This is a genomic window from Chloroflexota bacterium (assembly GCA_009840355.1).
GTDB lineage: Bacteria > Chloroflexota > Dehalococcoidia > Lucifugimonadales > JADFKI01 > Bin90.
Genome location: VXNZ01000050.1, coordinates 1 through 24,248, shown reverse-complemented (window position 1 = coordinate 24,248; position 24,248 = coordinate 1). Strand labels below are relative to the sequence as shown.

Annotated in this window: 20 protein-coding genes; 5 read left to right on the top strand and 15 right to left on the bottom strand. The window is 58.5% G+C overall.

The genetic code is table 11. The features are described 5' to 3' along the window. The first annotated feature begins 69 nt into the window (after positions 1-69). On the top strand, positions 70-441 hold the full coding sequence (locus F4X57_13160; protein MYC08099.1) for a hypothetical protein: 372 nt from the start codon (positions 70-72) through the stop codon (positions 439-441). A gap of 246 nt (positions 442-687) precedes the next feature. Here the strand turns inward: F4X57_13160 and F4X57_13155 are convergent, their stop codons facing one another. The 13 genes from F4X57_13155 to F4X57_13095 form a co-directional block, all read right to left on the bottom strand. Further along, positions 688-3,585: an anaerobic glycerol-3-phosphate dehydrogenase subunit C gene (locus F4X57_13155; GenBank protein MYC08098.1), complete on the bottom strand. Its 2,898-nt coding sequence runs from the start codon at positions 3,583-3,585 to the stop codon at positions 688-690. A 308-nt stretch (positions 3,586-3,893) separates the two neighbouring features. After that, positions 3,894-5,243 (bottom strand): sodium:proton exchanger, encoded by a 1,350-nt coding sequence (locus F4X57_13150; protein ID MYC08097.1) that lies wholly within the window; start codon positions 5,241-5,243, stop codon positions 3,894-3,896. Positions 5,244-5,676: 433 nt separating this feature from the next. Continuing rightward, entirely contained in the window at positions 5,677-6,528 is an 852-nt protein-coding gene (locus F4X57_13145; GenBank protein MYC08096.1) for a transcription elongation factor GreA, read from the bottom strand. Positions 6,529-6,940: 412 nt separating this feature from the next. After that, a complete protein-coding gene (locus F4X57_13140) occupies positions 6,941-8,227 on the bottom strand; it encodes an iron-containing alcohol dehydrogenase (protein MYC08095.1) in 1,287 nt (428 codons plus the stop codon). A gap of 199 nt (positions 8,228-8,426) precedes the next feature. Further along, positions 8,427-9,197 carry a c-type cytochrome gene (locus F4X57_13135; GenBank protein MYC08094.1) on the bottom strand — a complete coding sequence of 257 codons (771 nt, stop codon included), beginning with the start codon at positions 9,195-9,197 and terminating at the stop codon, positions 8,427-8,429. Positions 9,198-9,200: 3 nt separating this feature from the next. Then, positions 9,201-9,725: a DUF3341 domain-containing protein gene (locus F4X57_13130; GenBank protein MYC08093.1), complete on the bottom strand. Its 525-nt coding sequence runs from the start codon at positions 9,723-9,725 to the stop codon at positions 9,201-9,203. Between the two features lie 111 nt (positions 9,726-9,836). After that, the gene (locus F4X57_13125) at positions 9,837-11,222 is read right to left on the bottom strand and encodes a molybdopterin oxidoreductase (GenBank protein MYC08092.1); all 1,386 of its coding nucleotides are present in this window, start codon (positions 11,220-11,222) and stop codon (positions 9,837-9,839) included. An 81-nt stretch (positions 11,223-11,303) separates the two neighbouring features. Then, positions 11,304-12,821: a hypothetical protein gene (locus F4X57_13120; GenBank protein MYC08091.1), complete on the bottom strand. Its 1,518-nt coding sequence runs from the start codon at positions 12,819-12,821 to the stop codon at positions 11,304-11,306. A gap of 1 nt (position 12,822) precedes the next feature. Beyond that, a complete protein-coding gene (locus tag F4X57_13115) occupies positions 12,823-13,572 on the bottom strand; it encodes a 4Fe-4S dicluster domain-containing protein (GenBank protein MYC08090.1) in 750 nt (249 codons plus the stop codon). 115 nt (positions 13,573-13,687) lie between these two features. Then, positions 13,688-15,952: a molybdopterin-dependent oxidoreductase gene (locus F4X57_13110; GenBank protein ID MYC08089.1), complete on the bottom strand. Its 2,265-nt coding sequence runs from the start codon at positions 15,950-15,952 to the stop codon at positions 13,688-13,690. 19 nt (positions 15,953-15,971) lie between these two features. Then, entirely contained in the window at positions 15,972-16,532 is a 561-nt protein-coding gene (locus F4X57_13105; GenBank protein MYC08088.1) for a molecular chaperone, read from the bottom strand. A 124-nt stretch (positions 16,533-16,656) separates the two neighbouring features. Further along, entirely contained in the window at positions 16,657-16,947 is a 291-nt protein-coding gene (locus F4X57_13100; GenBank protein ID MYC08087.1) for a hypothetical protein, read from the bottom strand. A 296-nt stretch (positions 16,948-17,243) separates the two neighbouring features. Continuing rightward, complete coding sequence (locus F4X57_13095) at positions 17,244-17,861, bottom strand: hypothetical protein (protein ID MYC08086.1); 618 nt, start codon at positions 17,859-17,861, stop codon at positions 17,244-17,246. Between the two features lie 242 nt (positions 17,862-18,103). Here F4X57_13095 and F4X57_13090 point away from each other — a divergent pair, with 242 nt between their 5' ends. Then, positions 18,104-19,012, top strand: a complete 909-nt coding sequence (locus F4X57_13090) for a cytochrome c biogenesis protein CcdA (protein MYC08085.1) — start codon at positions 18,104-18,106, stop codon at positions 19,010-19,012. A gap of 76 nt (positions 19,013-19,088) precedes the next feature. Here F4X57_13090 and F4X57_13085 read toward each other — a convergent pair whose 3' ends face one another. Then, positions 19,089-19,850 (bottom strand): sulfite exporter TauE/SafE family protein, encoded by a 762-nt coding sequence (locus F4X57_13085; protein MYC08084.1) that lies wholly within the window; start codon positions 19,848-19,850, stop codon positions 19,089-19,091. Positions 19,851-20,551: 701 nt separating this feature from the next. Beyond that, positions 20,552-21,346: a fumarylacetoacetate hydrolase family protein gene (locus F4X57_13080; protein ID MYC08083.1), complete on the bottom strand. Its 795-nt coding sequence runs from the start codon at positions 21,344-21,346 to the stop codon at positions 20,552-20,554. A 155-nt stretch (positions 21,347-21,501) separates the two neighbouring features. On the opposite strand from F4X57_13080, the gene F4X57_13075 reads away from it, so the two are divergent. Genes F4X57_13075 through F4X57_13065 form a run of 3 tightly spaced genes read left to right on the top strand, consistent with a single transcriptional unit; the run spans position 21,502 to position 24,128 of the window. Next, entirely contained in the window at positions 21,502-22,644 is a 1,143-nt protein-coding gene (locus tag F4X57_13075; GenBank protein ID MYC08082.1) for a mandelate racemase/muconate lactonizing enzyme family protein, read from the top strand. Between the two features lie 33 nt (positions 22,645-22,677). Then, positions 22,678-23,463, top strand: coding sequence for an ABC transporter ATP-binding protein (locus F4X57_13070; GenBank protein ID MYC08081.1), 786 nt, complete (start codon positions 22,678-22,680; stop codon positions 23,461-23,463). 8 nt (positions 23,464-23,471) lie between these two features. Then, a complete protein-coding gene (locus F4X57_13065) occupies positions 23,472-24,128 on the top strand; it encodes an ABC transporter permease subunit (GenBank protein MYC08080.1) in 657 nt (218 codons plus the stop codon). The last annotated feature ends 120 nt before the right edge of the window (positions 24,129-24,248 follow it).

The window sequence follows — 24,248 nt, the reverse complement described above, 5'->3', positions numbered from 1 at the left end:
GGGGTCGTGACAAACCCAAGCAATCAACAGGACTCTCAGAGAATATCCATTCCGTCCATATCTCCCAGGATGGTTGGAGTATATCTCGTTATATTCTGGGTTCAGTGCCTAGTGGGCGTAGGCATCAACACCTACAATCAGATATTGCAGCGCGCCGACCTCAGCATTGCAGACATAGTGTTGCAAATCATCGTTGGTTCAGAAGAAATCGGCATCGGAGCGGCGACAAACTCACTAATAGTCGTAATCACGGCGGAGGGAATCATGGTACTCGCAGCATGGGTCAAGAAAAGGCAGTTTGCGGAAGGCGTAGAGGTAGGCAAAAAGCAGGGCAAGGCTGAAGAGCGTAAGCGTGTCAACGCAAAATGGAGGGACTTGGCGGAAGAGTTTGGTATCCCAGAGGACAGGATGCCGAAAGATGACGAATCGGAAGACTACTGAGCTCTGTGGACATTTCGGCGATGGTTCTAATATCCTTGTCATTTCGAGCGAAAGCGAGAAATCTAAAGTCGAAAATGGGCTTACATGCAACGACTTCAGATTCCTCACTGCGTTCGGAATGACATTATAAGCATATCTGGGCAAATGTCCAAAGAACCTAGCCAGCCTATCGACGTCGCACTATCAGGCTTTCCGCACACCCTGGCAATCACCGGAACGCACGGGAATATGCATCCTTAACCGCCCCTAAATCGCGTCTGCCAGCAGCTCCACCAGATGCTTTGCCTTCTTGCCTGTTCCGCTTTCTACCTGCTGACGGCAGGATACGCCTTCCATCACCAGTTCGAATTCGCCTTCCTGCGCGCGAACCGCCGGGAACAACGCCATCTCTCCGATGCTCATGGAGATGTCGTAATGCTCCTTCTCCATACCGAACGACCCCGCCATTCCGCAACAGCCGCTCTGTATCTCTCGCGCCTCGCAGCCCTGAATCGAGTTTAGCACCTGCATCGCTGGGCGCGTGCCGACCAATGCCTTCTGATGGCAATGCCCGTGGAACAGCACCGTTCCCGGCGGCTGCGTGAACTCTATCTCCGCGCCGTGCCGTTCCTGCGCGTATAGCAGGAACTCTTCGATGAGCATCGTGTTCTCCGCTATCGCCTTCGCCTTCGGTTCGCCGCCGAGCAAGTCTTCGTACTCGTCTCTGAAGCTCAGGATGCAACTCGGCTCCAATCCCACCAGCTTAGCGCCTTGCTCGATTAGCGGATACACGCTGTCCACATTCGCCCGCGCGCTCGCCTTCGCCTTGTCCATAAAGCCCTTCGACAGCATCGGGCGACCGCAGCATCCCACCTCCGGCAGCGCTACGCGGAATCCCAAGTGTCGCAGGACCTTCACGGCTGCGATGCCGAGTTCAGGATGATTGTAGTTCGTGAATGTGTCGGGGAACAGCACGACCGTGCCATGCACCGCATCAGACGCCGGCGATCCGCCGGACGCCCTGAACCATTGCAGGAATGTCTGGTTTGCCAGCATTGGCAAATCACGCCGCTTATCGATGCCCGCGTATCGATCTAGCAGTTCCTTGCCGATTGCGGACTTCAGCGGCAGGTTCGCCAATGGCGCGAACGGCGACGCCATCTTGTTGAAGAACGCCACGTTGCCCATCATCCTATCGCGCAGCGAGTAGCCGTTAGCTTTCTTGTATTTGTCCAAGAATTCGTACTTGAGCTTCGCCATGTCCACATTGGACGGGCATTCCGCCTTGCAGCCCTTGCACTCCAAGCACAGGTCCATTACCTGCATCATGCGCTTGCTCGTCAGCGCTTCGTGCGGCAGCGCGCCGGACATAGCACTGCGCAGCGCATTGGCACGCCCGCGCGTCGAATGCTCTTCGTCGCGCGTTACCATGTACGATGGGCACATCGTCCCGCCTAGCACCTTGCGGCACTGACCCTGCCCGTTGCACATTTCGATTGCGTGCGCAAAACTGCCCTCTTCCTTGTACGCGAAGCCGGTGTCTATCTGCAACGGCTGATACTGCGGGCCAATTCGCAGGCTGTCCGTCATCGGCGGCGCGTCCACAATCTTGCCCGGGTTCATAATGCCCTTCGGATCGAAAGTGCGCTTGACATTGCGGAATGCGTCGTATATCTCGCTGCCGAACATTTTCTCGGTGTACGGGCTGCGAACCAGACCGTCGCCATGCTCGCCGCTCAGCGATCCGCCGAACTCCAACACTAGATCGCTTATCTCGTCCGAAATGGACACCATCTTTTTGACTTCGGCGTCATCTTTCAGGTTGATGAGCGGGCGGATATGCAGGCAGCCCACGCTCGCGTGCCCGTAGTAGCCCGCCTCCGTGCCGTGACATTGAACGATCTCGTCGAACCGCTTGACGAATTGAGGCAGCTTCTCGGGCGACACTGCGGTGTCTTCCACAAACGGCAGCGGCTTGGCGTCGCCGGGCACGTTCATCATCAGACCCAGTCCGGCTTTTCGCACATCCCAGACCTTCGCCTGGTCGGACGGCTTGATGAGGCGCGGCATAGCGTAGGCAAGCCCTTCGCGCCGCATTCGCGCTTCGAGCTGTTCCAACTTCGAAATAAGTTCAGTGTCGGATTCCGCAGTGAATTCCACGACCAGCAGCGCCTCAGGCTCGCCTTCGATAAAGTCGGTGATGCGCGAGTACGCGAGGCTGCTCTGCGCCTGCCTGATAATCATGGTGCCGATCATTTCCACAGCGGCCGGTTCCAAATCCAGCGTGGCGACGGTGGCTTCCATGGATTGGACTAGGTCGTCGAAGTGTAAGACGGACAGCCCGGTTATCTTGGGGCGCTCCCAGAGTTTCAGTTTCGCCTCGGTAATGGTTACCAGCGTGCCTTCCGAACCAACGACAAAGCGCGCCATGTTGAAGTCGCTGCCGCCCACGAACTCGTCGAGGTTGTAGCCGGACACGCGCCGCAGGATTTTCGGGTATCGCTCGAGAACTTCGTTACGGTGCGCTTCGCCGAGTGCGAACAGATTGCGATATATGTCGCCTTCCAGGTTCTCACCGCGCATCCGAGCTTCCAGCTGTGCGCCGTCCAGCGGTCCGAAGTGCGCCGGGTCGCCGTTGGCAAGCACGACATCCATCGATTCCACATTGTCAACCGTCTTGCCATACATAATGGAGTGTGCGCCGCAGGAGTTGTTGCCGAGCGCGCCGCCAACATTGCCGCGGCTGCTGGTGCTCGGGTCCGGCGTGAAGAACAGGCCGCTGGACGCAATCTTGTGATTCAGCTCGTCGAGGATAATGCCCGGCTGAGCTCGCACCCAGCCTTCTTCGGCGTTCAATTCCACCACATCGCGCATGTGCCGCGAGAAGTCCATCACGATGGCGTTCGCAACCGTCTGTCCGGCGAGGCTCGTGCCTGCGCCGCGCGGAAGCACCGGCACATTGTGGCGATTTGCGGTCTCCAGCACAGCGATAACATCGTCTGTATTCCAAGGCAGCACGACGCCAACAGGCTCTATTTGGTAGATGCTCGCGTCCGTGCTATACAGCATGCGAGTCATCTCATCAAAGCGCACTTCGCCCGTTACATTGCGCTGCAGCTCCTCCACCAATTCCCTTGTGTCCGCTTCGATTGCCCGCGTTGCCATTCTGATAACACCCCAAGAGCCAGTCATAATATCTCAGGCAATAAATGCCTACCCACAGCATAACGCTTTTGCCAGCCATATTCAAAGAAAACGTGCCTGTCATCAAAGTAGAGTATAAATCGGTATGCACCAATTCACCCCCCATCCTAACCTTCCCCCATCCCTAACCTTCCCCCATCAAGGGGTAAGGGAGCAGAGTAGCGGAGATGGAGCCCAACCCTACCTGTCACTCCGAGCGAAGCGAGGAATCTTGTGTGCCGAGGAAGTGGCACGGTAGAGGAGTAAGGGGCGCGGCAGGCAGTAGGAATCTAATTTCCAAGCGACGGCATTTTAGCATTCGCCGCTATGCCGGTCGTCGCTGGGTGCGGGACGCCCTTGAAGATATACACCACGCGCCGCCAGTTCAGCGCCACGAGCAGCGCGGCAAGCGTGAAGACTATGACCGATGACCACATTCGCAGCGGCACGTTCTCCGTGTCTATGCCGCCGAAGAAATTCAGCGCCCATAGCGCCACCAGATACGCGACGAATATCGCGAACAGCGTAAGCCCATGCCACAGTTTGACGATGCGCGTGGACGCTAGCAGCATCGCGAACGCCGCCATCGCCGCCGTGAGCAGGAACTCGCTTGCCTGTAATCCGAACGGACTGGCAAGCCGCACGAAGAAGTTGCTAGGCTCGAAGTAGTCGAGCGGGAAGGTGAGCGGCACCCCCGCCGATATGCTGAACACCACCACGATGCTGCCGACAAGCAGCGTCAGCTGGTTCACCTGCGACGATATGATCGTCGTCAGACCGCCGTCCGGGTTGGCGCGCAGGGCGAACAGCACCGCCACGATTATCTCCGGCGATTCCGATGCCAACGGGGCAATCCATTGTATCAGCAGGAACTCGCTAACGCCCAGTTGCTCGCCGGTCGCCTGCAAGCCGACCACGAACGGCTCTGCCGCGATCACGATGACCGCCGCGCTGTATATGAACAACGCCAAGACCCACATCCGCCTGTATAGCGGGCGGAAGCCGGCTATCATCGCGCCTGCGCCAATCAGCTCTGGTTCTTTGGCTTCCTGCGTGGAACTGCGCCATAGGTAGAATATGTACGCGCCAATGCACACGACGGCAAGCCATATCGGTATGGACTTGGTGAACGCGACGATTAAGGTGAGAAGCGTGGCGACCAGCAGCATCGGCATTTCCAGCGTGAGCAAGCCGCGCATGTCGAATCCCTTGCGCCGCCGCAGCCAGAAGAGGATTATCACCGCAGACCAGCCGAGACCGACGAGCAGGCGGTTCGACCCGGTTACATTCGCCGCGACGAGAGACATTTCTTTGGTCACCCCGCTGCTGCCGGCGACACCTAGTTGGCTGTACGATTCGCCCGCGTTCCATGCGAGCGTCGCTTCGATCATGTACTCCGGCAGCACGGCGATGAACGCGAGCACCGCGATTGCCAGTGATGCGGATATGTCCATCTGCGCGACTTCTGCCGCCCAAGACAGCAGGAACGCGCCGCCTACTATGCCGACGCCGAAAATCAGAACTTCCAGAGCGGGGTCGATGGTAATCCCCGCCAGCCTGATTGTCACGCCGGGAATGCCCGCGCCAACGAGCAGTACGACGGAAGCCCAAAGTTTGCCGTTAGACGCAGTAGTAGTCAAGGAAGGCTACTCCAAATGGGGCAAATATCTTTCCGGAAAGCCCTTCCGCATCGTGTGGATGGGAAACATCGAAGGGTACGATGATGTGGAGGCTAAACGGGGAGCTAATGATGCGCAAAGCGCCGGGCAAATTCATTCTGAGGCAGTATTTGCCATACGCTGGCAAGAATAGACGAATAAAACGCGATCGTCTTAACTAGACCGTTTCGAAACAGGGCGGGTAATTAGCAGTCAGGCACTATCGAAAACTAGCGCTTTCGCCCTTGACGGCAACGACATTACAAGACGAGCCATTACCCCGCATTGGAAATACTGGATTATCTATCCGAAGGACAGCCTTATAGTCAGCATTGTGAATGGCACAGATTCGCTAGTCAAGGCTGAAGACAGCGATTGGTTATTGGGAGTAGTACCAAAGCAAGGCTGTATGAGGCTAGGCAATACTGACGACTTCGTAATTCTGTGTGCCGCGAGGCGTTTCGACCTTCAACTTCTGCCCGACGCGCTTGCCCATCAGCGCCTTGCCCATCGGCGAATCGTCGGAGATGCGCTTGTCCAAGGGGTTCGCCTCGGTCTTGTTCACGAGCGTGTATGTGTTCGGCTCTCTGCCGCTGTTCAGGTCTTTCACTTCCACGCGAGCGCCGATTTTCACGACCTTGCTGTCGCGCGCCTGCCCTTCGTCAATGATGACGGACTTTTCCAGCGTGGCGGTAATCTCTTGGATTCGCGCCTCGACTCTGCCCTGCTCTTCGCGTGCTGCGTCAAGTGGCGAGTTCTCGGTAACATCGCCATCCGCTCGCGCTCTTCGTATCTCCTCGACGAGAGTCGCGCTCTCCGCCATAAGCCTCGTGCGCTGCTGGACTAGTTGCTCATGCCCTTCAGATGTCAGTTCGATAGGCTGCGATTCGCTCGAAACCACCGTAGCGCCTTGTCTGGCTCGCGACTTGCGAATTCGGACATAGCGCGACAGGTTTTCTTCCGTGATGTCCTCGCTCTTCTTAGCATATTCGAGGAACTTCTTGACCGACTGCAGTTGGCTGGTTGCGCCGGGGTCGTGTCCCTCGCCATTGACATGCTCTGCGTATGAGCCAATGTCCGACGGAGAAAGTTTCTGCAGAGGGGTTTCGGGCGAGAAGTACTGCACGAACTGGTAGAGGGCTTTGTGGTCGATTGGCTCGTCACTCTTGCTGGACTTGCCCTTGGACTTGCCGCCAGATTTGAGGCTCCGGACATACATGTCCAAGGCTTCTTGTATAGTGGTAGATTCCGCCGCTCCCGAAGTCACACTTATCCCTCCTTACGCAAGACGCATACATTCTACCCTTTATCTTATTCACATTGAAATCCGATGTCAATTTACTCACAGCTCCAGAAGACGATTTCACAAATCCCTGATGTTGTCATTCCGAACGCAGTGAGGAGTCTGAAGCATGTCCCTGCGAAAGCAGGGATCGTTGCATGCAAACCTGTTGCCGACTTTAGATTTCGAGCGAAGCGAGAAATGATAGGTATGAATTTCAAATGACCGGTATAAGTTGCACTTGTGAAATCGTCTTCAGGTCGGAGACTGGACGCAATTGTTATGCGTCCAGTCCCTTTTCCCCTAGCTGGTTGGGATATGTTAATGTTGCGGACGAATGGGCGGGGTGCAACGATGGTAGGGGCGACCGACGCTCCGACCTACTAACGAGCCAAATCTACCAGAGATTCATAGAGTCTCTAAACAACGACCGCAGTTCTTCCGCGCCGGCGGGACGCGGCGATAGCTTCACAACTCGGTGCTGCGGCAGCGTGCCTTCCACCAGCTTGTCGAGGTCGTCTTCCGAGTAGCCTATCGCAGACAACCCGTTCGGCACATTCACGCGCCGCATCAGTCCTACGATGGCGTCCACGAGAAGTTCGCCGGCGTCTTCCGGGTTTGCTCCGTGCACTTCCTGTCCCATCAGCCGCGCCGCGTGCAGGTGGCGCGCCGGGTTCGTCGGCGCGGTGAAGCGGAATACGGCGGGCGCGTTAAGTATCACGGACATGCCGTGCGGCACGAGCGGCGCCTCCTGCGGATACCCATCCGGGCAGAACTCGCGCACCATGCCCGACACCGGATACGACATGCCGTGCGGCAGGTGGCAGCCGGCATTGCCGAACCCGACACCCGCGAATGTCGCCGCGAGCATCATCTGGCTGCGCGCCTCGATGTCATCCGCGTCGTCGTATGCGCGCACCATGCTGCCAGCCACCATCTCGACAGCGCGAGTCGCCCACACATCGCTAATCGGGTTCGAGCCTTGGTACGACGGACGAAGGCCAGGATTCTCCGGCGCGTCCCGCTCGCTGAAAGGCAGGGCAGTGTACGACTCCAAGGCATGGCAGAGCACGTCGAACCCGCTGTACGCGACTACCTCGCTCGGCAGCGTCTGCGCGTGCAGCGGATCAACGATGCCCATCACCGGGCGCAACGCTCTGTGTGCGATGCCTGTCTTCGCTTCCATCTTCAGAAAGTCGAAAATCGCTACGCCTGTCGTCTCGCTGCCAGTGCCGGACGTCGTGGGGATGGCAATCAGCGGCTTCAGCGGTCCGGGCACGGGTCTGCCCTCGCCGATTGGCGCGTTCACATATGCGAGAAAGTCCGCAGGCCAGGTGGCGTACAAATTCGCAGCCTTCGCCGTATCGATGCTCGACCCGCCGCCGACCGCCACATATCCGTCGAAGTTGCCTTCCGTGGCGAATGTGATTGCCTCCTTGAATGACACATCCGTAGGCTCGACGCTAACCCTGTCGAATAGCACGGCGTCGATGCCCTCGTTCCGCAGTGATCTCAGCGTAATCTCTACCGCCTCGCTGCTTGCCATTCTCGGGTCGGTGACGACCATCACGCGGCGCGTGCCTAGCCGGTGCATCTCATATCCGACCTCGCGCGTAACGCCCACGCCAAACTTAATGCTAGAAGTGTCAATCGTGTATGCCGTCTCAAGCGCCTGGCTAGTCATCGCATATTCCTCCGCCATTATTGCTATTGTCTGCTACTGTCGTTTATTGTGGTTCGTCATCGTTCAAATCAACCAATGTCACCGTGCTTAATTGTAGCACGACGCGCGCCAAAGTCCCTTATCGCGTGGCAAAACAAAATCCCCTTCCTGCATTTAGCCAAGAAGGGGATTCATAATTCACGAATTGTCGCGTACAGATTTACTTCGCCTGCTCGGATCTTATCAGCGCAACCAGCTCCCAACGTTCTTCTTCGCTTAGGAGGTTTATGAACTGAGGCATCCAGGATGTTGTTGGGCGGTCGCGTAGAGCGGACGCGAAGCCGGCTTGTCCGCCATAGGTTATCCATGCGTATATCTCGCCGTCGGTGGTGGCGTCGCTTGCTGCGCCTATGATTTGCTCGCCGTCGTCGCTGAGCTTTACATCGACCAGGTTACGCGGGCGTGCGCCGCTTGCGTTCGCCAGATACGGCAGTATCGTAGCGTCGCCGTCTTCGCCGCGCAGGTTGGAGCCGTGGCACACTAGGCAGTTGACATCGTAAGTCTCGCGCGCTCTTGTCAGCGTGTTCGGGTCTTGGGCAATCGCGTCCGGGATTCGCAGCGCCTGATACGCCGCTGCCGTGTCGTACTCGATTTCCCTGCCGGTTACGGGCACGGAGTCTGGTGGCGGCAGAATGCGCGGACCTTCCTGCACGCGATAAGACGGCTGATAGTGCATCTCGGTGAACATCTGCACCGCGTGGCTGCCCGTCTGCGTGAACGCGGGCAACTTGAAGTTGATCGATCCGCCGACATCCACCCTGCCTGTGCGCGTGTTGTAGCAGCCAAGCGCGGCGACCGTCAGCAGAGCGACGAGCGTTATCAGCGCCGCTCGTCCGGCGAACCGGCGAGCATTGCCATGACGACCGTTTGCCATCATTGTCGTTCCGTGATTCCCACCGTGGCGGGTCTTCATTCGGGAAGAGTTGCTCATCTGCTAGTTGCTCTCCCAACCGCGCTTAATGTCCTCTGCGCCCGAGTCGCGCAGCACCTTCTCCGCATCCTCCATACGGCTCTCGTCTGCCGTCACGGTTACGCCGATGTATCCCTCGGTGATGCGGGTGTCGTATGCGCCCATGAACAGACGCGGTAGCCGCGACTCGACGATGATGCCTATGACCGCGAAGATAATCGCGCCCAGCATCGTGCCTTCGTACATGATGATTGCCATCGGCGGTATGGACAGCACAGGCTTACCGCCCGTAACCAGCGGATACGCAAGCTGCGAACCGGCCGTAACCAGCAAGCCCACGATGAAGCCGCATGCCGCGCCCATCAATGGCCAGCGGAACAGCTTGTGTACAGGTTCTGCCTCGCCGAATGTGCCCTCAGGATACGGTGTCCCGGTCAGAACTTCGTACTCGCTGTCCGTGTAGCCCGCCGCTGCCAACGCATCCATCGCGTCCGCAGCCGTGTCAACCTGCTCTTCCGGGAACAGCCCCAACACGCTTCTATTTGCCATAACTCGCCTCTTCAAATCTATCCTGTTGCCTGTTAGCCCTCGTCATTCCCACGAAAGCGGGAATCCACACGGGCTAACTGAAAACTGACCACTGAAAACTGATAACTCTCTCTACGGCGTTTCCCTGATGCTCGCCGGCACGGTTCTTCGCCCGATCTTTATTTCGTCGCGGAATATCATGCCTTCTTTCACATCGAACAACGGTATCAGCGGAAATACCTTGGCGAATAGCACCATGCCCAGCGCCACGAATGCGAATGTCTCCGCGACAATGAGAATCTCGATGATGCTTGGGTGGTATGTGCCCCAGTCAAATGTCAGATGCGTGCGCCGCGACAGGCCGGGGATGATAATCAGGAAGCGCTCCAGCCACATGCCGATGTTCACCAGCACGGTGGTGAAGAACATCCACTTCGCGCTGCGCCGCACGCCCTTGAATAACCACATCGGCACGGGTATGAAGAACGCCGTCAGCAGGAATGTCAGGAACAGCCACGAATACGGGTTATCGAACCCGAACACTTGCAACTCGCGCAGGGCGATGTCAGGCGCTTCCAGCGTATAGAGCGCGAACACCCACTCTACGAAGAAGAAGAAGAACCATGTTACCGCTACCACGATGAGCAGCCTGCCGATGGCGTCGAAGTGGTCAGGTCGAATATAGTCTTCGACCTTCCACATCCAGACGATGAGCGCCATTATCATGGCGACCGCGGATACTCCGGAGTGAATTGCGCCAATGATGAAGTATGGCGCGAATATCGTGGAGTGCCAGCCTTCCACGGCGATGGCTACCGCGAAGTCCCACGAGACGATGCTGTGCACCGATACGAACACGGGCAATACAAGCGCGGACAGCAGAATGCCTGCTATCGCCTGCATGCGCCACTGACGCGGCGTGCCACGCCAACCCAGGCACAGCATTGCATATATCTTCGGCGCGTATTTGCCGGTCGCCCTGTCTCGCACGACCGCGAGGTCGGGTATCAGCGCAACGAAGACGAACAGCGAACTGCCGATGAGGTATGTCATAACCGCGCTCGGATCCCAGACGAACGGCGAGCGCACATTCATGAATATGCCGCGTGAGAAGTCATAGGGATACACCCAGAACAAGCGCCACGGACGCCCCACATGGAACATAATGTTGGACAGCGCGGCGATGAGTGAGAACAGCGTCATAACCTCAGCCGCGCGCGTAACGGGGCGTCGCCATTCCGCCTGAGTGAGGCGCAGGATGGCGGAAATCATAATGCCTGCGTGGCTAATGCCGATCCAGAACACGAAGTTGGTGATATAAAAGCCCCAAAGCACAGGGCGACTCAGTCCGGCGACGCCCATGCCTTTGTTGACTTCGTAGGCATACGCCGTCAGCCCGATAATAATGACCAGCAGCAGGAAGCCGACCACGCCCCACCACCACTTTGGCATTCCGAGAACGCCTTCGAGCAGGTCGCGGTTCACTTCCCTTTGATTCTTGTAAATTAACTCTTGCATCTGCCGCCCATTACTTGTCTTGTTGAATCTCGCTCGCCTGCCGGTGCCATATTCGCCTTGCGCTATGCACCGGCGTCTTGCCTAGCGGGGCTTGCCCAGTATGAGCACCTGCGTGCGATGGTAGCCTTTGTGCATCTTGTACAGCATAAGTTCCTTCTGTTCCCAGATGTTCACCGGCGGGATAATTCGTGCGAACAGCAGGTACACAAGCACGCATCCGCCGATTACGCCCAGCACGATGAGAATGTCCGGTATGCCGGGCCAGTGCGCGTAGCGAATCGCCAACGGCAGTCTGCCCGAGTCGTCCAAGTGAATCAGATGCTTGTCCACATTCGGGTCGCCGATACCGGGAATGGAGTATGTCGCCACATACAGCCGTAGCCTGTCCAATAATGTGCCAAGCAGCACACCCACGGACATTATCGCCGGCCCCCATATACTCTTGCGCACGACATTCCACATCATCACAAACAGCGGCGCTGCGAAACACAGTATGAACACCGCGATGAACACTGGCAGATACGGTCCGACTGTCAGCAGCTCGAGCACGCTCTCTTCGTTCGGCTTCTTGCCATACCATAGCACGTTGAAGCTGGAGAACCAGAACCAGAACCACAGCAGTGACAGGGCAAACAGCAGCTTGCTCACGCCCCAGAACTGCTCAAGCGTTATGTAGTCTTTGTAGCCGCCCCATTGCCGCAGCACGACCATCGTCAGTATGACCGTCGCCACGCCCGCTTGCAGCGCGTTCGCCGCATGCGTTATCGGGTACAGCGCGTCTATCCAGCCGGGCACCAGCGCGATGAGGAAGTCCACGGAAATCAGGAAATGCACGAATATGAGCATAATAAAGTAGAACGCGCCAAGTATGCCCATTCGATGGTGCAGCATGTTCCACTGCCCTGATGTGCCGACCCAGTTGCGCGAAAGTCTCGTCGCTATTCGCTTTCGCAAGCCGTCCGGCGCGTGGTCGCGTACCAGCGCCAAGTCCGGCATGGCGGACAGCCACAGCAGCATCACGCCCGTTATCACGAGCGCGACTATCGCCAGCGTCGCCCAGATGTGCGGTGAATGCACCGGCACACGGCTGAAGAACGGGTCCTCCGGATTCCAGAACCAGAGGCTGCGCCTGCCGTCGGATAGCGGCGGCAGAATCCATAGCATCGGGATGAACAGAATGAGGTTGAACAACCCCACAGCCGTCCAAAGTTCGGCGGCGCGGGAGATGGGACGCCGCCAGTGGCTGTTTGCGATGCGCGGCGCGATGGCGACCATCGGCGCTGCCTGCGCGGTGGTCAGAACGAACGCGAACATCATCGCGAAATAGCCCCAGACGATGCGATCGCTCACGCCGTCCGTCAGGCGCAGCGCAAAGCCGATAATCCCCAAGACGAGGAGTATCGCGCCGGCCGCGACGCCGCTCCACCACTTGTCGCTAGGCTTGTCGTGCTTGCCTACCAGATCCTTCACCACATCGCCTTGCGTGGTGAAAGGCACATACAGCCCTTCGCGCGGCCCATGATGATGTCCACCGGCAGCAACATGCCCGTTGCCATTGTGCCCCGCGCCGTTCGGGACGGCGTCGTTATGAGTAGCCATACTAATGCGCTTCCCCGGCGTCCTTGTCATACTTCTTCAGATATACGACATTCGGGTGCGTCCCGAATTCGTCCATCAACTCGTAGCCGCGACCGCCCTTGCGCGCGGGTGTCGTCTCGCGCAGTTCCTTCGCCGCTTTCTTCGCAACCTTCGACTCAGGGTTGTTCAGGTCGCCGAACATCAGCGCCTCGGTTGGGCAGGCATTCACACACGCCGGATTGAGCGCTCTGTCGCCGTCCTGCAACTCCACGCCTTCCTTGTCCGCCTCGCGCGAGCTGCGCCGGATGCGCTGTACGCAGAATGTGCACTTCTCCATGATGCCCCGGCTGCGAACCGTGACATCCGGGTTGAGCTGGTTTTTCAACGTTTCGGGCCATTCAGGCTCCCAGAAGTTGAAGAACCGCACCTGATACGGGCAGTTGTTCGCGCAGAACCGCGTTCCGATGCAGCGGTTATACACCTGCACATTCAGCCCTTCGCTGTTGTGGTATGTCGCGTACACCGGGCATACCGGCTCGCACGGCGCATCGCCGCACTGCTGGCAGAACAGCGGAATGAACCGCGCCTTAACATCCGGGAACTCGCCCTCCCAGTACCGCTCCACGCGAATCCACTCGATGGCGCGGCGCTGGTTGAAGTGCGCTTCTTCGTTTATCGGCACATTATTCTCGGACTGGCAGGCGACAACGCAGGCTTGACAGCCCGTGCACTTGTCTATGTCAACCACCATGCCCCACTGTGCATCCGCCATACTCTGCGCTCCTCTTGTTTCGTGCCCCTTGCCTGGGGAAAGGCGGCGATAGGGCGGTATCCCCGTCGCGCGCTTTGACTATATCGATTTATTGTCTCTGATTTGTGTGAACTGCCTAGTGCGTATCACCGTGAGAGCCGTCTATCGGCGTCAACTGGATGATGTGATGGTGTTCGTCTCGCGGGAAGTCCGGCACCGTGTTCTCGAACTTCGGCAGGCGAATCCACTCGCCCGTCTTCGCGATGTTCACCTTCGTGGACGCCCATGCGAGCGCGCCGGTCTCGCCGTCTATGTTCGGCGCGAGTATCGAATACACATTCGAGCCGCGCCGTTCTGAGTAGCGGCCACCCGAGGCATGCCCGCCGCCTGCCGGTACGCAGACCGTATCCGGCGGCACAGCCGGGCTCGGATACGCCAGCGCCTCGATGCGTCCGTAATCCGACGACAGGCTGATGACATCTCCCTCGCTGATGTCGCGCTCTTCGGCGACTTTGTGGTTTATCTCAACCCAAGTGCGCCAGACCGCGGTCGAAATCGGGTCGGGCGTTGCCTGCATCCAGGGCAGCGCCGCGCCGCGCCCGTCTCCAAGCCCCGTCGTCTCGAACGGGATGAGGTGGAACTCGCCCGCCGTGAACGATGGCTCGGTTGGCGCTGCCAAAGGCGCAGGTGTGGGCGCGCTGTCGTTCGAGGTTGCCGATGTGTCCCACCAGCCGCCGCGCTGAAGCACGCCGTTCCAGAATGCGTAGAAGCTCGCCGCTCTCACCGATCCGCTGCCGGATTGCCAGAGCTTCATCGCGCCGTCTTGCAGTATGTCGCGGTATGTCTCGCCCGGTAGCCCAAGATCGAGTTCGAGTCCCTGCGCGGTCGCAATCAGTACATCCGCAAAGTTACGTGTGCCGAGCTGTTCGCCGCGGGCCTCGAAGAACGGCCTGACGACAGGCTGCTGAAATCCGACGACTTGGTAGCCGGGAGCCGGATCCGGGACATCGCTGCCCCAGTCTTCGAGATAGTTGTGCTGCGGCAGCACCAGGTCGGCGATGGCTGTCGTGTCGTCCATCATATCTGAGAAGCTCACGATGAACGGAACATCGTACAAGGCGTTCTCGAATCCGACAGCGTCCGGCAGCCCATAAACCGGGTCTGCGCCACGCACCATCAGCATCTGTATCTCGCCGCGTGACATCTCGTCCGCGAGGCGATGCCACTCGGAGAACGGCGTGCCGCTCTTCGCCGCAGGAACACCGTCTATCGCCGCGCCGGGATTGAATACGATGCCGCCTTCGTGGTTCACGCTGCCCACTAGGTAGTTCAGCGAGTATATCGCCGCCATGTTGAAGAAGCCGTTTGTGTGCGCCGCCGCCGAGCCGCCGCCAAACGCTATTGCCGGGCGGTGCTCTGCGAAGTCGTGCGCAACCTGCTGTATCTTCTCGGCGCTGACGCCCGTGCTTGCCGCCACAGCGTCCGGCGAGTACGCGTTTATGTCGATAGCCGATGTCAGCGCGGCTGCGGCGTCTTCGTCCGCAAGCCCTTGCGCGATGATGGACTGCGCGATGCTCAACGCGAGCACACCTTCCATGCCGGGTTTGACATACACCCATGTGTCCGCGTTCGCCGCGCTCATAGAAAAGCGCGAATCGACCTGAATGAATGTGCCGCGTTCGTGCTCGTCGTCGCGGAACTCGCCGTAGCCGCGACCGTAGCGCACCGGCGATCCCCAAGTGTTAAGGAAGTCCGCGCCGAACGACAGAATTGCGCCGGCATGCGCCAGGTCAAGATCAGGCATAGTGTCCTGCCCGAAGACTTGCTTCATTGCCGTGCCGACAGTCGTGCGCTCTAGCGGTTCGTATGTCATACGCCGCGCGCCGTACGCCGATGCGAATGTATCCACGACCAACGCCAGGTGCGAGTTTATCGGATCGGTAGCGAGCACGACGGAGGACTGCTGCCCTGCGTCGCTGATGTTCTGCAATTGCAGCGTCAGGCGGCTGACGGCGTCTTCCCAGCTGATTTCGCGGAACTGCTTTGCGCCGCGATCGCCGGAGCGCACCATAGGACCGCGGATTCTGTCCGGATGATACAGCGCCTGTAAGCCGGCTTCGCTGCGCGCGCTGTGTGCTCCGCGGTTTACCGGATAATCGACATTCCCTTCGATCTTCTTCGCGCGCCCCTCCATCACGCGCACGACGATGCCTTCGCTCGCCCCGGATTGGCGACATATCGTTGCATACCAATTGTCGCGCCCGGTAACGAGGTCTTCCGGCATTTCCACCGGCGCCTGCACCAGTAGTTCGTCTTCCGGCACACCGCACGCCTGAAACAGGATAGCGCCCGCCGCCGAACCACCGGCTAGAGTCAGGAATTGTCTTCGCGTTAGAGCCATTTTGTCTCGTCTTCTAGCTTTAATAGTGACAGGTCGTGCAGTCTGTGGGCGCGCCGTTGTCGCGGTGGCAATTTACGCAGTCGCCCATCTTCAGGTCGCGCACCTGCTCAACCTTTTCCATAGAACCAACATCTCCGTGGCATGTCGCGCACACCGCGGTTTCCTCTATATTGTCACGCTCGGAGAAGAAGCGAATATGCGCTTCGTGTACGAAATGCACATGGTCCGGGACGCGGTGGACACGCACCCAGTCGATCGGGCGTCCGTCCTCGGACACCATCTCGCGCAGCTTCTCGACTTCGGGCAAGTCGTCGCCCACGACTTCGTGGCATGTCAGGCATAGCCCGGCGGAAGGAATCGTGGCGGCGGCGCCCTCGGTCACATTGCGGTGACAGAAAGTACAGTCCATGCCAAGGTCTTCGACATGCGTGGTGTGCGGGAACGCGATGGGCTGATCAGGTCCCTCGGAGTATCCGAACACTACCGGCCTGCCCAGCCACGCCGATATGACAAATGTCAAAGCCAACGCGAGAACGGCAAGAACGCCCAATGTGATGACGCCCAGGATGCCATGCTTGATCATCTGCCTGCGCGACGGCCTTGAGAATTGAAAATCGCCTGGTATCAAATCGAACTAACCTATCTTTAGTCTTCTGCCCTCGTACAGGGCACCCCATTGGTTTGATAGGGGCGGGAATGTCAGATTATATCCAATAGTCCGGCCAGATTGTCTCCAGCACACCAGCCTGCTGAACCATGCTGACGAAGAAGAACGCGGCGATGGCGAAGCAGACGATAGCGGCGGCGTAGAAGAATAGCCTAGCCTTCTGAAGGGATTCGGGCACATGCCGAGAAGCGATGAATGACGGAAGCAGATTATGCCCCACTATCATATTCGCCGCAAACAGCACCACGAATATGACGACCATCCACATCGCGAAGAGCGTACTGCCCAGTTCGCTCCAATGAACCGCGGTAAGAGGGGCTGGTTCCATAAAGTCGTTGCCTCAAGATTAGCCCTCTCCCTGATACGGAAGAAGAGCATTTGATAGCTTGTGCGCAGTACCCCGCCGAGAACCCTCCCTAACGGCTCTTGGGGGCGCAACGCCTACCATTGAAAACACTGGTGAAAACTATCACAACAATTCTGAAAGTGTCAAGCCTTTTGAACGCAATTCAATAGCCATGATTTTCATGGGACGGGGCTAACGGGATGCACAGGCAAGATAGGAATAAAAGTCCGTTCCCTATCTGGATGCCCATACGGAGGAAGGTTGGGGAAGGATGAATATCACGCCAACGCCACACTCACAATACGCTGCTCCAGCGCGACTGCGAGCTCAGTCGCCTCGGCAAGCCGCGTGTGGTCGCCTAGCGTGCCCACGAACGCCACGCCGAGCACACGCCCGACCCGAAAGTCCACGATAGTTACGGAAATCAGCCGGTCGTTGTCCTCGTGCAACGCCTTGAGCGCCACCGCCTCGTCGAAGAAGCCGTCCGGTTCAAGCCGTTCCGACCCGATTAGCCGCTGGTTTTGCCCCAGTGCGACGCCGACATTCGTCTCGAAGTCTTTCAGGAAGACATCGTGCATCCAGTCGTGTACAGACTGAGGCGTGTCAAACAGGTGCGCCACCGTGGCAAGCATAAAATCCACGCCGTCCGTGCCAAATGATGGCACCACCGACACGAACTCGCGCATAAACCCGCCGATGCGTCCGACGCTGCGAAATCGCTCCGCGTCGCTGCCCGGGAAGCCGTGTTCCGCCATCATCTCGTTGTCCAGCGCCGACTCGCGCGACGGCTGAAAGTTCTCGAACCGCTCCGGAAGCTCAGATCGCATCAGCGGCATAGCCTCCACATCGTCCATGTGAATAAACTCAGTAGCGCGGTTCATAGACTTGGTAGTCATGGTCATTTACCTGCGGTAATATCGTCGGTATGTCAGTTTGTCAGTTGCTCGATACTTGGCAAACAGGATATGGCATGCGGCAAGCCACTGCAAACATTGGAACGGGGCGGTCAACAGGATGGAAGAATACGGAAATCCGCCATTATCAGCCAATACCGAATTCATGCAGCCATCCCTGCAACCTATCCGCCATTCTTGCATCATAAGAAATATACATACTTAGCACACCGCGAGGCATTCAAATGTACGAGACGACAGCATCCTCCGACACACAGCAAGCGGGCAGTTTTGCGCGCAGGGTCTTGCTGCCGATTGCGGCAGCGGCGATTGCGCTTGGAATCGCGATCATCGGCGCGCTCATCGTGCGCGGCGACAGCGACATCGACGCCATCAACTTCTTCGTGGAATCGCTGTCCGGCGGCGCGGCGCGGCAAGTTGGCGGCTTGGGGTCGCTGGCAGGCTTCGGTTTCGCGTTCGGCGCGGGCTTGGCGGCAGCCTTCAACCCGTGCGGATTCGCAATGCTGCCCGCCTACATGGGCTTGTACCTAGGCGTTGGCAACGAAGAGGAAACATCGTTCGTGGGGCAGATATTCAAGGCACTGCTCATCGGCATAACCGTAACGGTCGGGTTCATACTGCTGTTTGCGGCGGCTGGCGCGGTCATCGGGCTTGGCGCGCGCTCGGTGGTCGGCAGCGTACTGCCTTGGATAGGGCTGACAGTCGGCGTGCTGCTGACGATAGCGGGCGCGTGGCTGCTAGGCGGCGGCAAGCTCTACACCGCCCTGGCGCAGCAGACGGCGGAGAAGTTCGGCAATCCCGGACAGGCGAACATACGCGGCTACTTCATTTTCGGCTTGGCGTACGGACTGGCTTCGCTGAGCTGCACGCTGCCGATATTCCTCGCCGTCATCGGCTCGTCGTTCGCGACATCGAGCATCTGGGGAGCATTCGCGCAGTTCATACTTTACGCCGTCGGCATGGGATCGGTGATACTCACACTCACGCTGGGGATGTCACTATTCAAGGGCGCGATGGTCGGCGGAATGCGTAAAGTAATGCGCTATGTCGAGCCGGTTGGCACATGGCTGATGCTAATCGCCGGCACCTACATCGTCTTCTACTGGTTGACGATAGGCAATGTGTTGAAGTAGGAGTTTTCGGTCAATCGGATTGTTCGGCAAGTTAGAAACGCCCGCCAAAGTAAAAGGCGGGCATTTCTGCGACGCATCATGTGAACACCAATACTGACGCGCTCGTTAGGCACACCATCACAAACAGCGCCCACTTGATAACCCGCTGTTCCACATTCAGCGCGAACCTTACGCTCGCTGACGCCCCTATCGTCATCCCCACCGCCAAGATGATGCCCGAAATCCACTCCACTCTGCCCGTAAGTATGAACACCGCCAGCGCCGCAACACTGAACATCGCCGTGCACACAACTTTCAGCGCGTTCGTCCGCACCAGGTCGTACCGCATCCCCGCCGCCAGCGCCGCGATGAGAATGAAGCCCACCCCCGCCTGCACGAACCCGCCGTATAACCCCGCGCCGAATAGCATCGCAAATCCAAGCGGACGCTCCCGCAGGCTGTATGTCCTAGTTCCCTCCGGCGGCGCGATAACATCCGGAAGCGCCAGCATCACCAGCGCAATCAATATCATCGCCCCCAGAAGAGCCGGCTTCAGAATATCCGGCGGCAGCCAGGTCGTGGACAGCGCGCCCAGAACCGCGCCCGACACTGTGGGCAGCAGCATTGGCAGAATCGAGCCACGCTCAAGCTTCCCCGCCTCGTTGAAGCCTCGCACTCCCGTCAGCGACTGTTGAAGAATACCCACTCTGTTAGTGGCGTTCGCATGGTCTGCCGGCATGCCCAGCAACATCAGCGCCGGTACCGTTATCATCGACCCGCCGCCCGCAATCGTATTTATGAACCCGCCCAGAACTCCGGCACCCATCAGCAGCGCCACACTCCACCAAGTAAACGATATGAAAGAATCCATAGATTCCTCTTCACAAAGCGAAAAAAAGCAACGCCCGCCAAAACGAAATGGCGGGCGCCCTTATGAGTTCCAGACTCGTCCGGATACAATGGATATACAACAACAGATAGGGAATTGCATAGAGTTGTAACCACAACCCTTACAGTTCTACATGCACAGACGGCAATCCGTTCCGTTATGCATGCGGCGCGATACCGTTCTTGACGGATTCATTCCCACGCGCCACTTCTATATCGATTGCCCTTCTTACTCTACTACCAGCAGAGCATCGCACAGCTAGTCGTGCTTCTTGCCGCATCAGAAAGATGCGACCAGAGCCAGTTCATAGGCAATCGCTAGTTGGTTGTCTGTCATGCTTTCACCTCCTGAGGGGTAATCGGATCCGGGCAGAGGCAAAACCTCTAGCGAACCAATATGCCTGAATGAGTCATCCAAGCCTGCCAGACTAGCAAGACTCAGCGCGGATTGTCAAGGCTTAGCAAGGTCCGAGACGATTTCATAAATCCCCATTGTTGTCATTCCGAACGCAGTGAGGAATCTGAGATCGTTGCATGCAAACCTGTTTCCGACTTTAGATTTCTCGCTTCGCTCGAAATGACAGGTTACAGGTTATAAATTGCATTTGCGAAATCGTCTTAAGGTTAGTAGCGGTGGGCATAATTCATTTCATACCCACCCCGCTAGTTTCCCTATTCCTCTGCCACTACGGGGTTGCTTAGCACGCCTACGCCTTCTAGTTCGACCTCGACCACATCGCCGCGCTTGATTTCGCCCGGCTCACCCGGCGTTCCCGTCATTATCACATCGCCCGGCTCAAGCGTTAGCACGCTGCTGACGAACTCGATGATGCGGCGGCAGTCGTGCGCCAATTCATCGGTGTTCGACTGCTGTATCACTTCGCCGTTGACGCGCCCCGTCAGCAGCAGGTTGTCCGGATCCAGACCGGTTACGACATACGGGCCTATCGGGCTGAATGTGTCGGACGACTTCGCACGCCACCACGACAGGTCGCCGCGCTGCCAGTTGCGCGCGCTCACATCGTTGCCGCAAGTTACGCCCAGAACAAAGTCCAGCGCGTTCTCCCGCGTGGCGCGGCGGCACCGCTTGCCGATAACCAGAGTCAGCTCCGCCTCCTCCTCTACCAGCACGCCCTCTTCGCTCACCTCGCGCGGCAGCACGATGGGGTCGTTCGGACCGACCACCGACGACGGCGTCTTGAAGAACGGCTCCGGCACTTTCGGCAGGTCGATGTCGCCGCCCACTAGCGACGCCGAGTGCGCCAGATGGCTGACATAGTTCCGTCCGATTGCGATTATCTTGCCCGGCATCACCGGCGCGAGCAGCCGCACATCCGACAGCGCCGCCGAGTTGCCGGTCCGCTCGTAATCTTCATACGGCGCAGCGGAAATCTCGTGCACATCGTCGCCTTCGACTATCCCATACGAGACGCCGCCGCCATGTTCGTATCGCGCATACTTCGTCATATTGCGTTATTCCTCCATTCGGTCTGCCGCTTGGCAGTCTGCTGCCTTATGCCTCAAGTGCGTCATAGTGTATCGCAATCCAAACGGCAACTGCTACAATTATCGAAATCCTGTCCATCCTGTATTACCCTGTAAAACGCCGCTAGGAGACCCGCATGCGCATCACAAGTATCGAAGGCTTTAATCTGTCGTCGCCGTTGGAGCGACCGTTCGGCTGGTCGAATGGCTGGATTCCGGCGCGCGTGGTCGATCTGGTCAAAATCGAGACAGACGAGGGCATAACAGGTTGGGGCGAGGGATATGTCGGTGCGGGTGGGGGATTCGTCAAGCAGCACTTTGGCGATGTGCTTATCGGCGCGGACCCGCGAAATCGCAATTTGCTCTGGCAGCATATGTTCGCGCGCGTGTACAACGGTAACAACGCCGGCGGCTTCGGCGGCAGCGCGATAAGCGCGGTGGACATCGCGCTTTGGGACATAGCAGGCAAGGCGGCGGGATTGTCCGTGTCCGACCTGCTCGGCGGGCGCATCCGCGACAGGGTAGCCGTCTATGCTACCGGACTGTACTACACCGAAGGCGAGTTCCCGACGCGCTTGCTCGACGAAGCCGCGATGTATGTGGAACTCGGATTCAAAGGCATGAAGACAAAGGTCGGCGGATTGCCCATCGCGGAGGATGTGCGGCGTGTCGCAGCCATCCGCGATGTCATCGGCGACGATATTCGCCTGATGGTTGACGCCAACCAAGCATATCCGGCAGCGGCGGCGATACGCATCGGCAGGCAGCTCGAAGGCTTAGACATCACCTGGTTCGAGGAGCCGGTCAACGCCAAGGATGTTGACGCCTATTTGCAGGTCAAGTCAGCCATATCCATGCCGGTGGCAGGCGGCGAAAACCTGCGTACGCGCTACGAGTTCAAGGACTTCTTCGCTCGGCGCGCATACGACATAGCGCAGCCCGATGTGGTGAACGCAGGCGGCATCACCGAGATGCGCAACATCGCCATGAGCGCCAACGCGAACGGCATCCTCGTCAACCCGCATGTATGGGGATCGCCGGTGATGATTGCCGCAAGCCTGCACCTAGCCGCCACGATACCGCCATGCCCGCCCGCCTACGACCCGCGCCCATACGAACAAGAGCCGGTGATGGAGTTCGACCGCACACCAAGCGGCATCCGCGAAGGCATCACCGCCGAACCATTCGACCAGCAAGACGGCTACCTCGCCGTGCCGACCGGAGCTGGGCTGGGCATTGAGATAGACGAAGACGCGGTGCGTAGGTTGGCTTCGGGGTAATGGCGAGTGAGTCTAATTTGATGAACGACAATCATGGCAACCGCCAATAACCACGACTCGCAACCTGACAGCGCACAACTAGCCATCGATGTGCGCGGGCTTGGCAAGTCCTATGGACGCACGCCTGTGCTGCGCGACCTTAACTTGCAAGTCCCGTGGGGGCAGACGCTGACCGTGCTGGGCCCCAACGGCTCCGGCAAGACTACGCTCATCAAGACGCTTGCGATGCTTGCCAAGCCGGACGCCGGTGAAGTTTGCATCGCGGGCTTGTCCACGCGCAGGGATGGTGTTCGCGTGCGCCGCGTAATTGGCGTCGTTACGCACGAACCGCTGCTGTACGACGGCTTGACCGGCGCGGAAAACCTGCGCTTTTTCGCCAGAATGTTCGCGCTCGACCGCATCGATCAGCGTATCCACACGGTCGCGGCGCAAATGGGTGTCGTGGAGCGGCTGGATGCGCGAATCGGCACGCTGTCGCACGGTATGCGCCGCCGATTTAGCATAGCCCGAGCGCTGCTGCACTCGCCGCGCTTGCTGATTATGGACGAACCCGAAAGCGGACTCGACCAGCAGGCGCTAGGCTTGTTAGAAGCGCTCGTAACCGACAGGTCGAACCCAACGCGCACGATTTTGATGACCACGCACAACCTTGAACGCGGCATCGCGCTCGCCGACCGCGTGGCGATCCTGTCGCACGGCAGAATCGCATACGACGGCGCGCCGGACGCCGACGCTACCAAAGCCGCATATCGCAAGCAAGCGCAATCCTACGCCCAAGAGCATAGCGCTGAAACGCGCGAAAAGGCGCGAGACCGATGAAGGCGGCGATGCTGGCGATATTCGCTATCCTGTGGAAGGATGTGGTGCTGGAACTACGCACGAAGGACATCGTGGTGAGCGCGCTGGTGTTCGCGCTGCTGGTCATCGTCGTGTTCAACTTCGCCATCACGCCCACGCCGCAGACGGTCGCCTTCGTGGCGCCGGGCATACTATGGACCGCGTTCACATTTGGCGGCGTGCTGGGACTAAACCGCTCCATTGCGCTGGAACGCGAGAGCGGCGGCATGCACGCGCTGATGCTCGCACCCGTCAGTCGCGACTTGATTTTCTTCGGCAAGATGCTGGGCAGCCTGCTGTTCATGCTGCTGGTGGAAGTTATCGTCTTCCCCGTATTCGCGGTTCTGTACAACTTCTCGCTGCTGCTGCCGGGTCTGATACCGGTCGCCGCGCTCGCCACCGTAGCGATAGCGACCATCGGCACTCTGTTCTCGGCGATAGCGGCGAACACGCGCTCCCGCGAAGTGATGCTGCCGCTGCTGTTCTTCCCGGTCGTCGTGCCGGCAGTCATCGCGGCGGTCGAAGCATCGACGGCGGTCATACAAGGCGGCAGCCCGTTCGACAGGTGGCTGCCTTTCCTGCTCGCCTTCGACGCGCTGTTCCTCGTCGCATGCCCGTTTGCGTTTCACCTCATCGTTGAAGAGTAGGGCGACATTAACATATACAGGATGTGCAGGATATGTGGGATTGGAATGCGCCTTGTGTGGACCTTGAAACTGTATCAGTTTCAAATCAGGACAAGGATTAGTCTCAATTTGTTTGTAGTG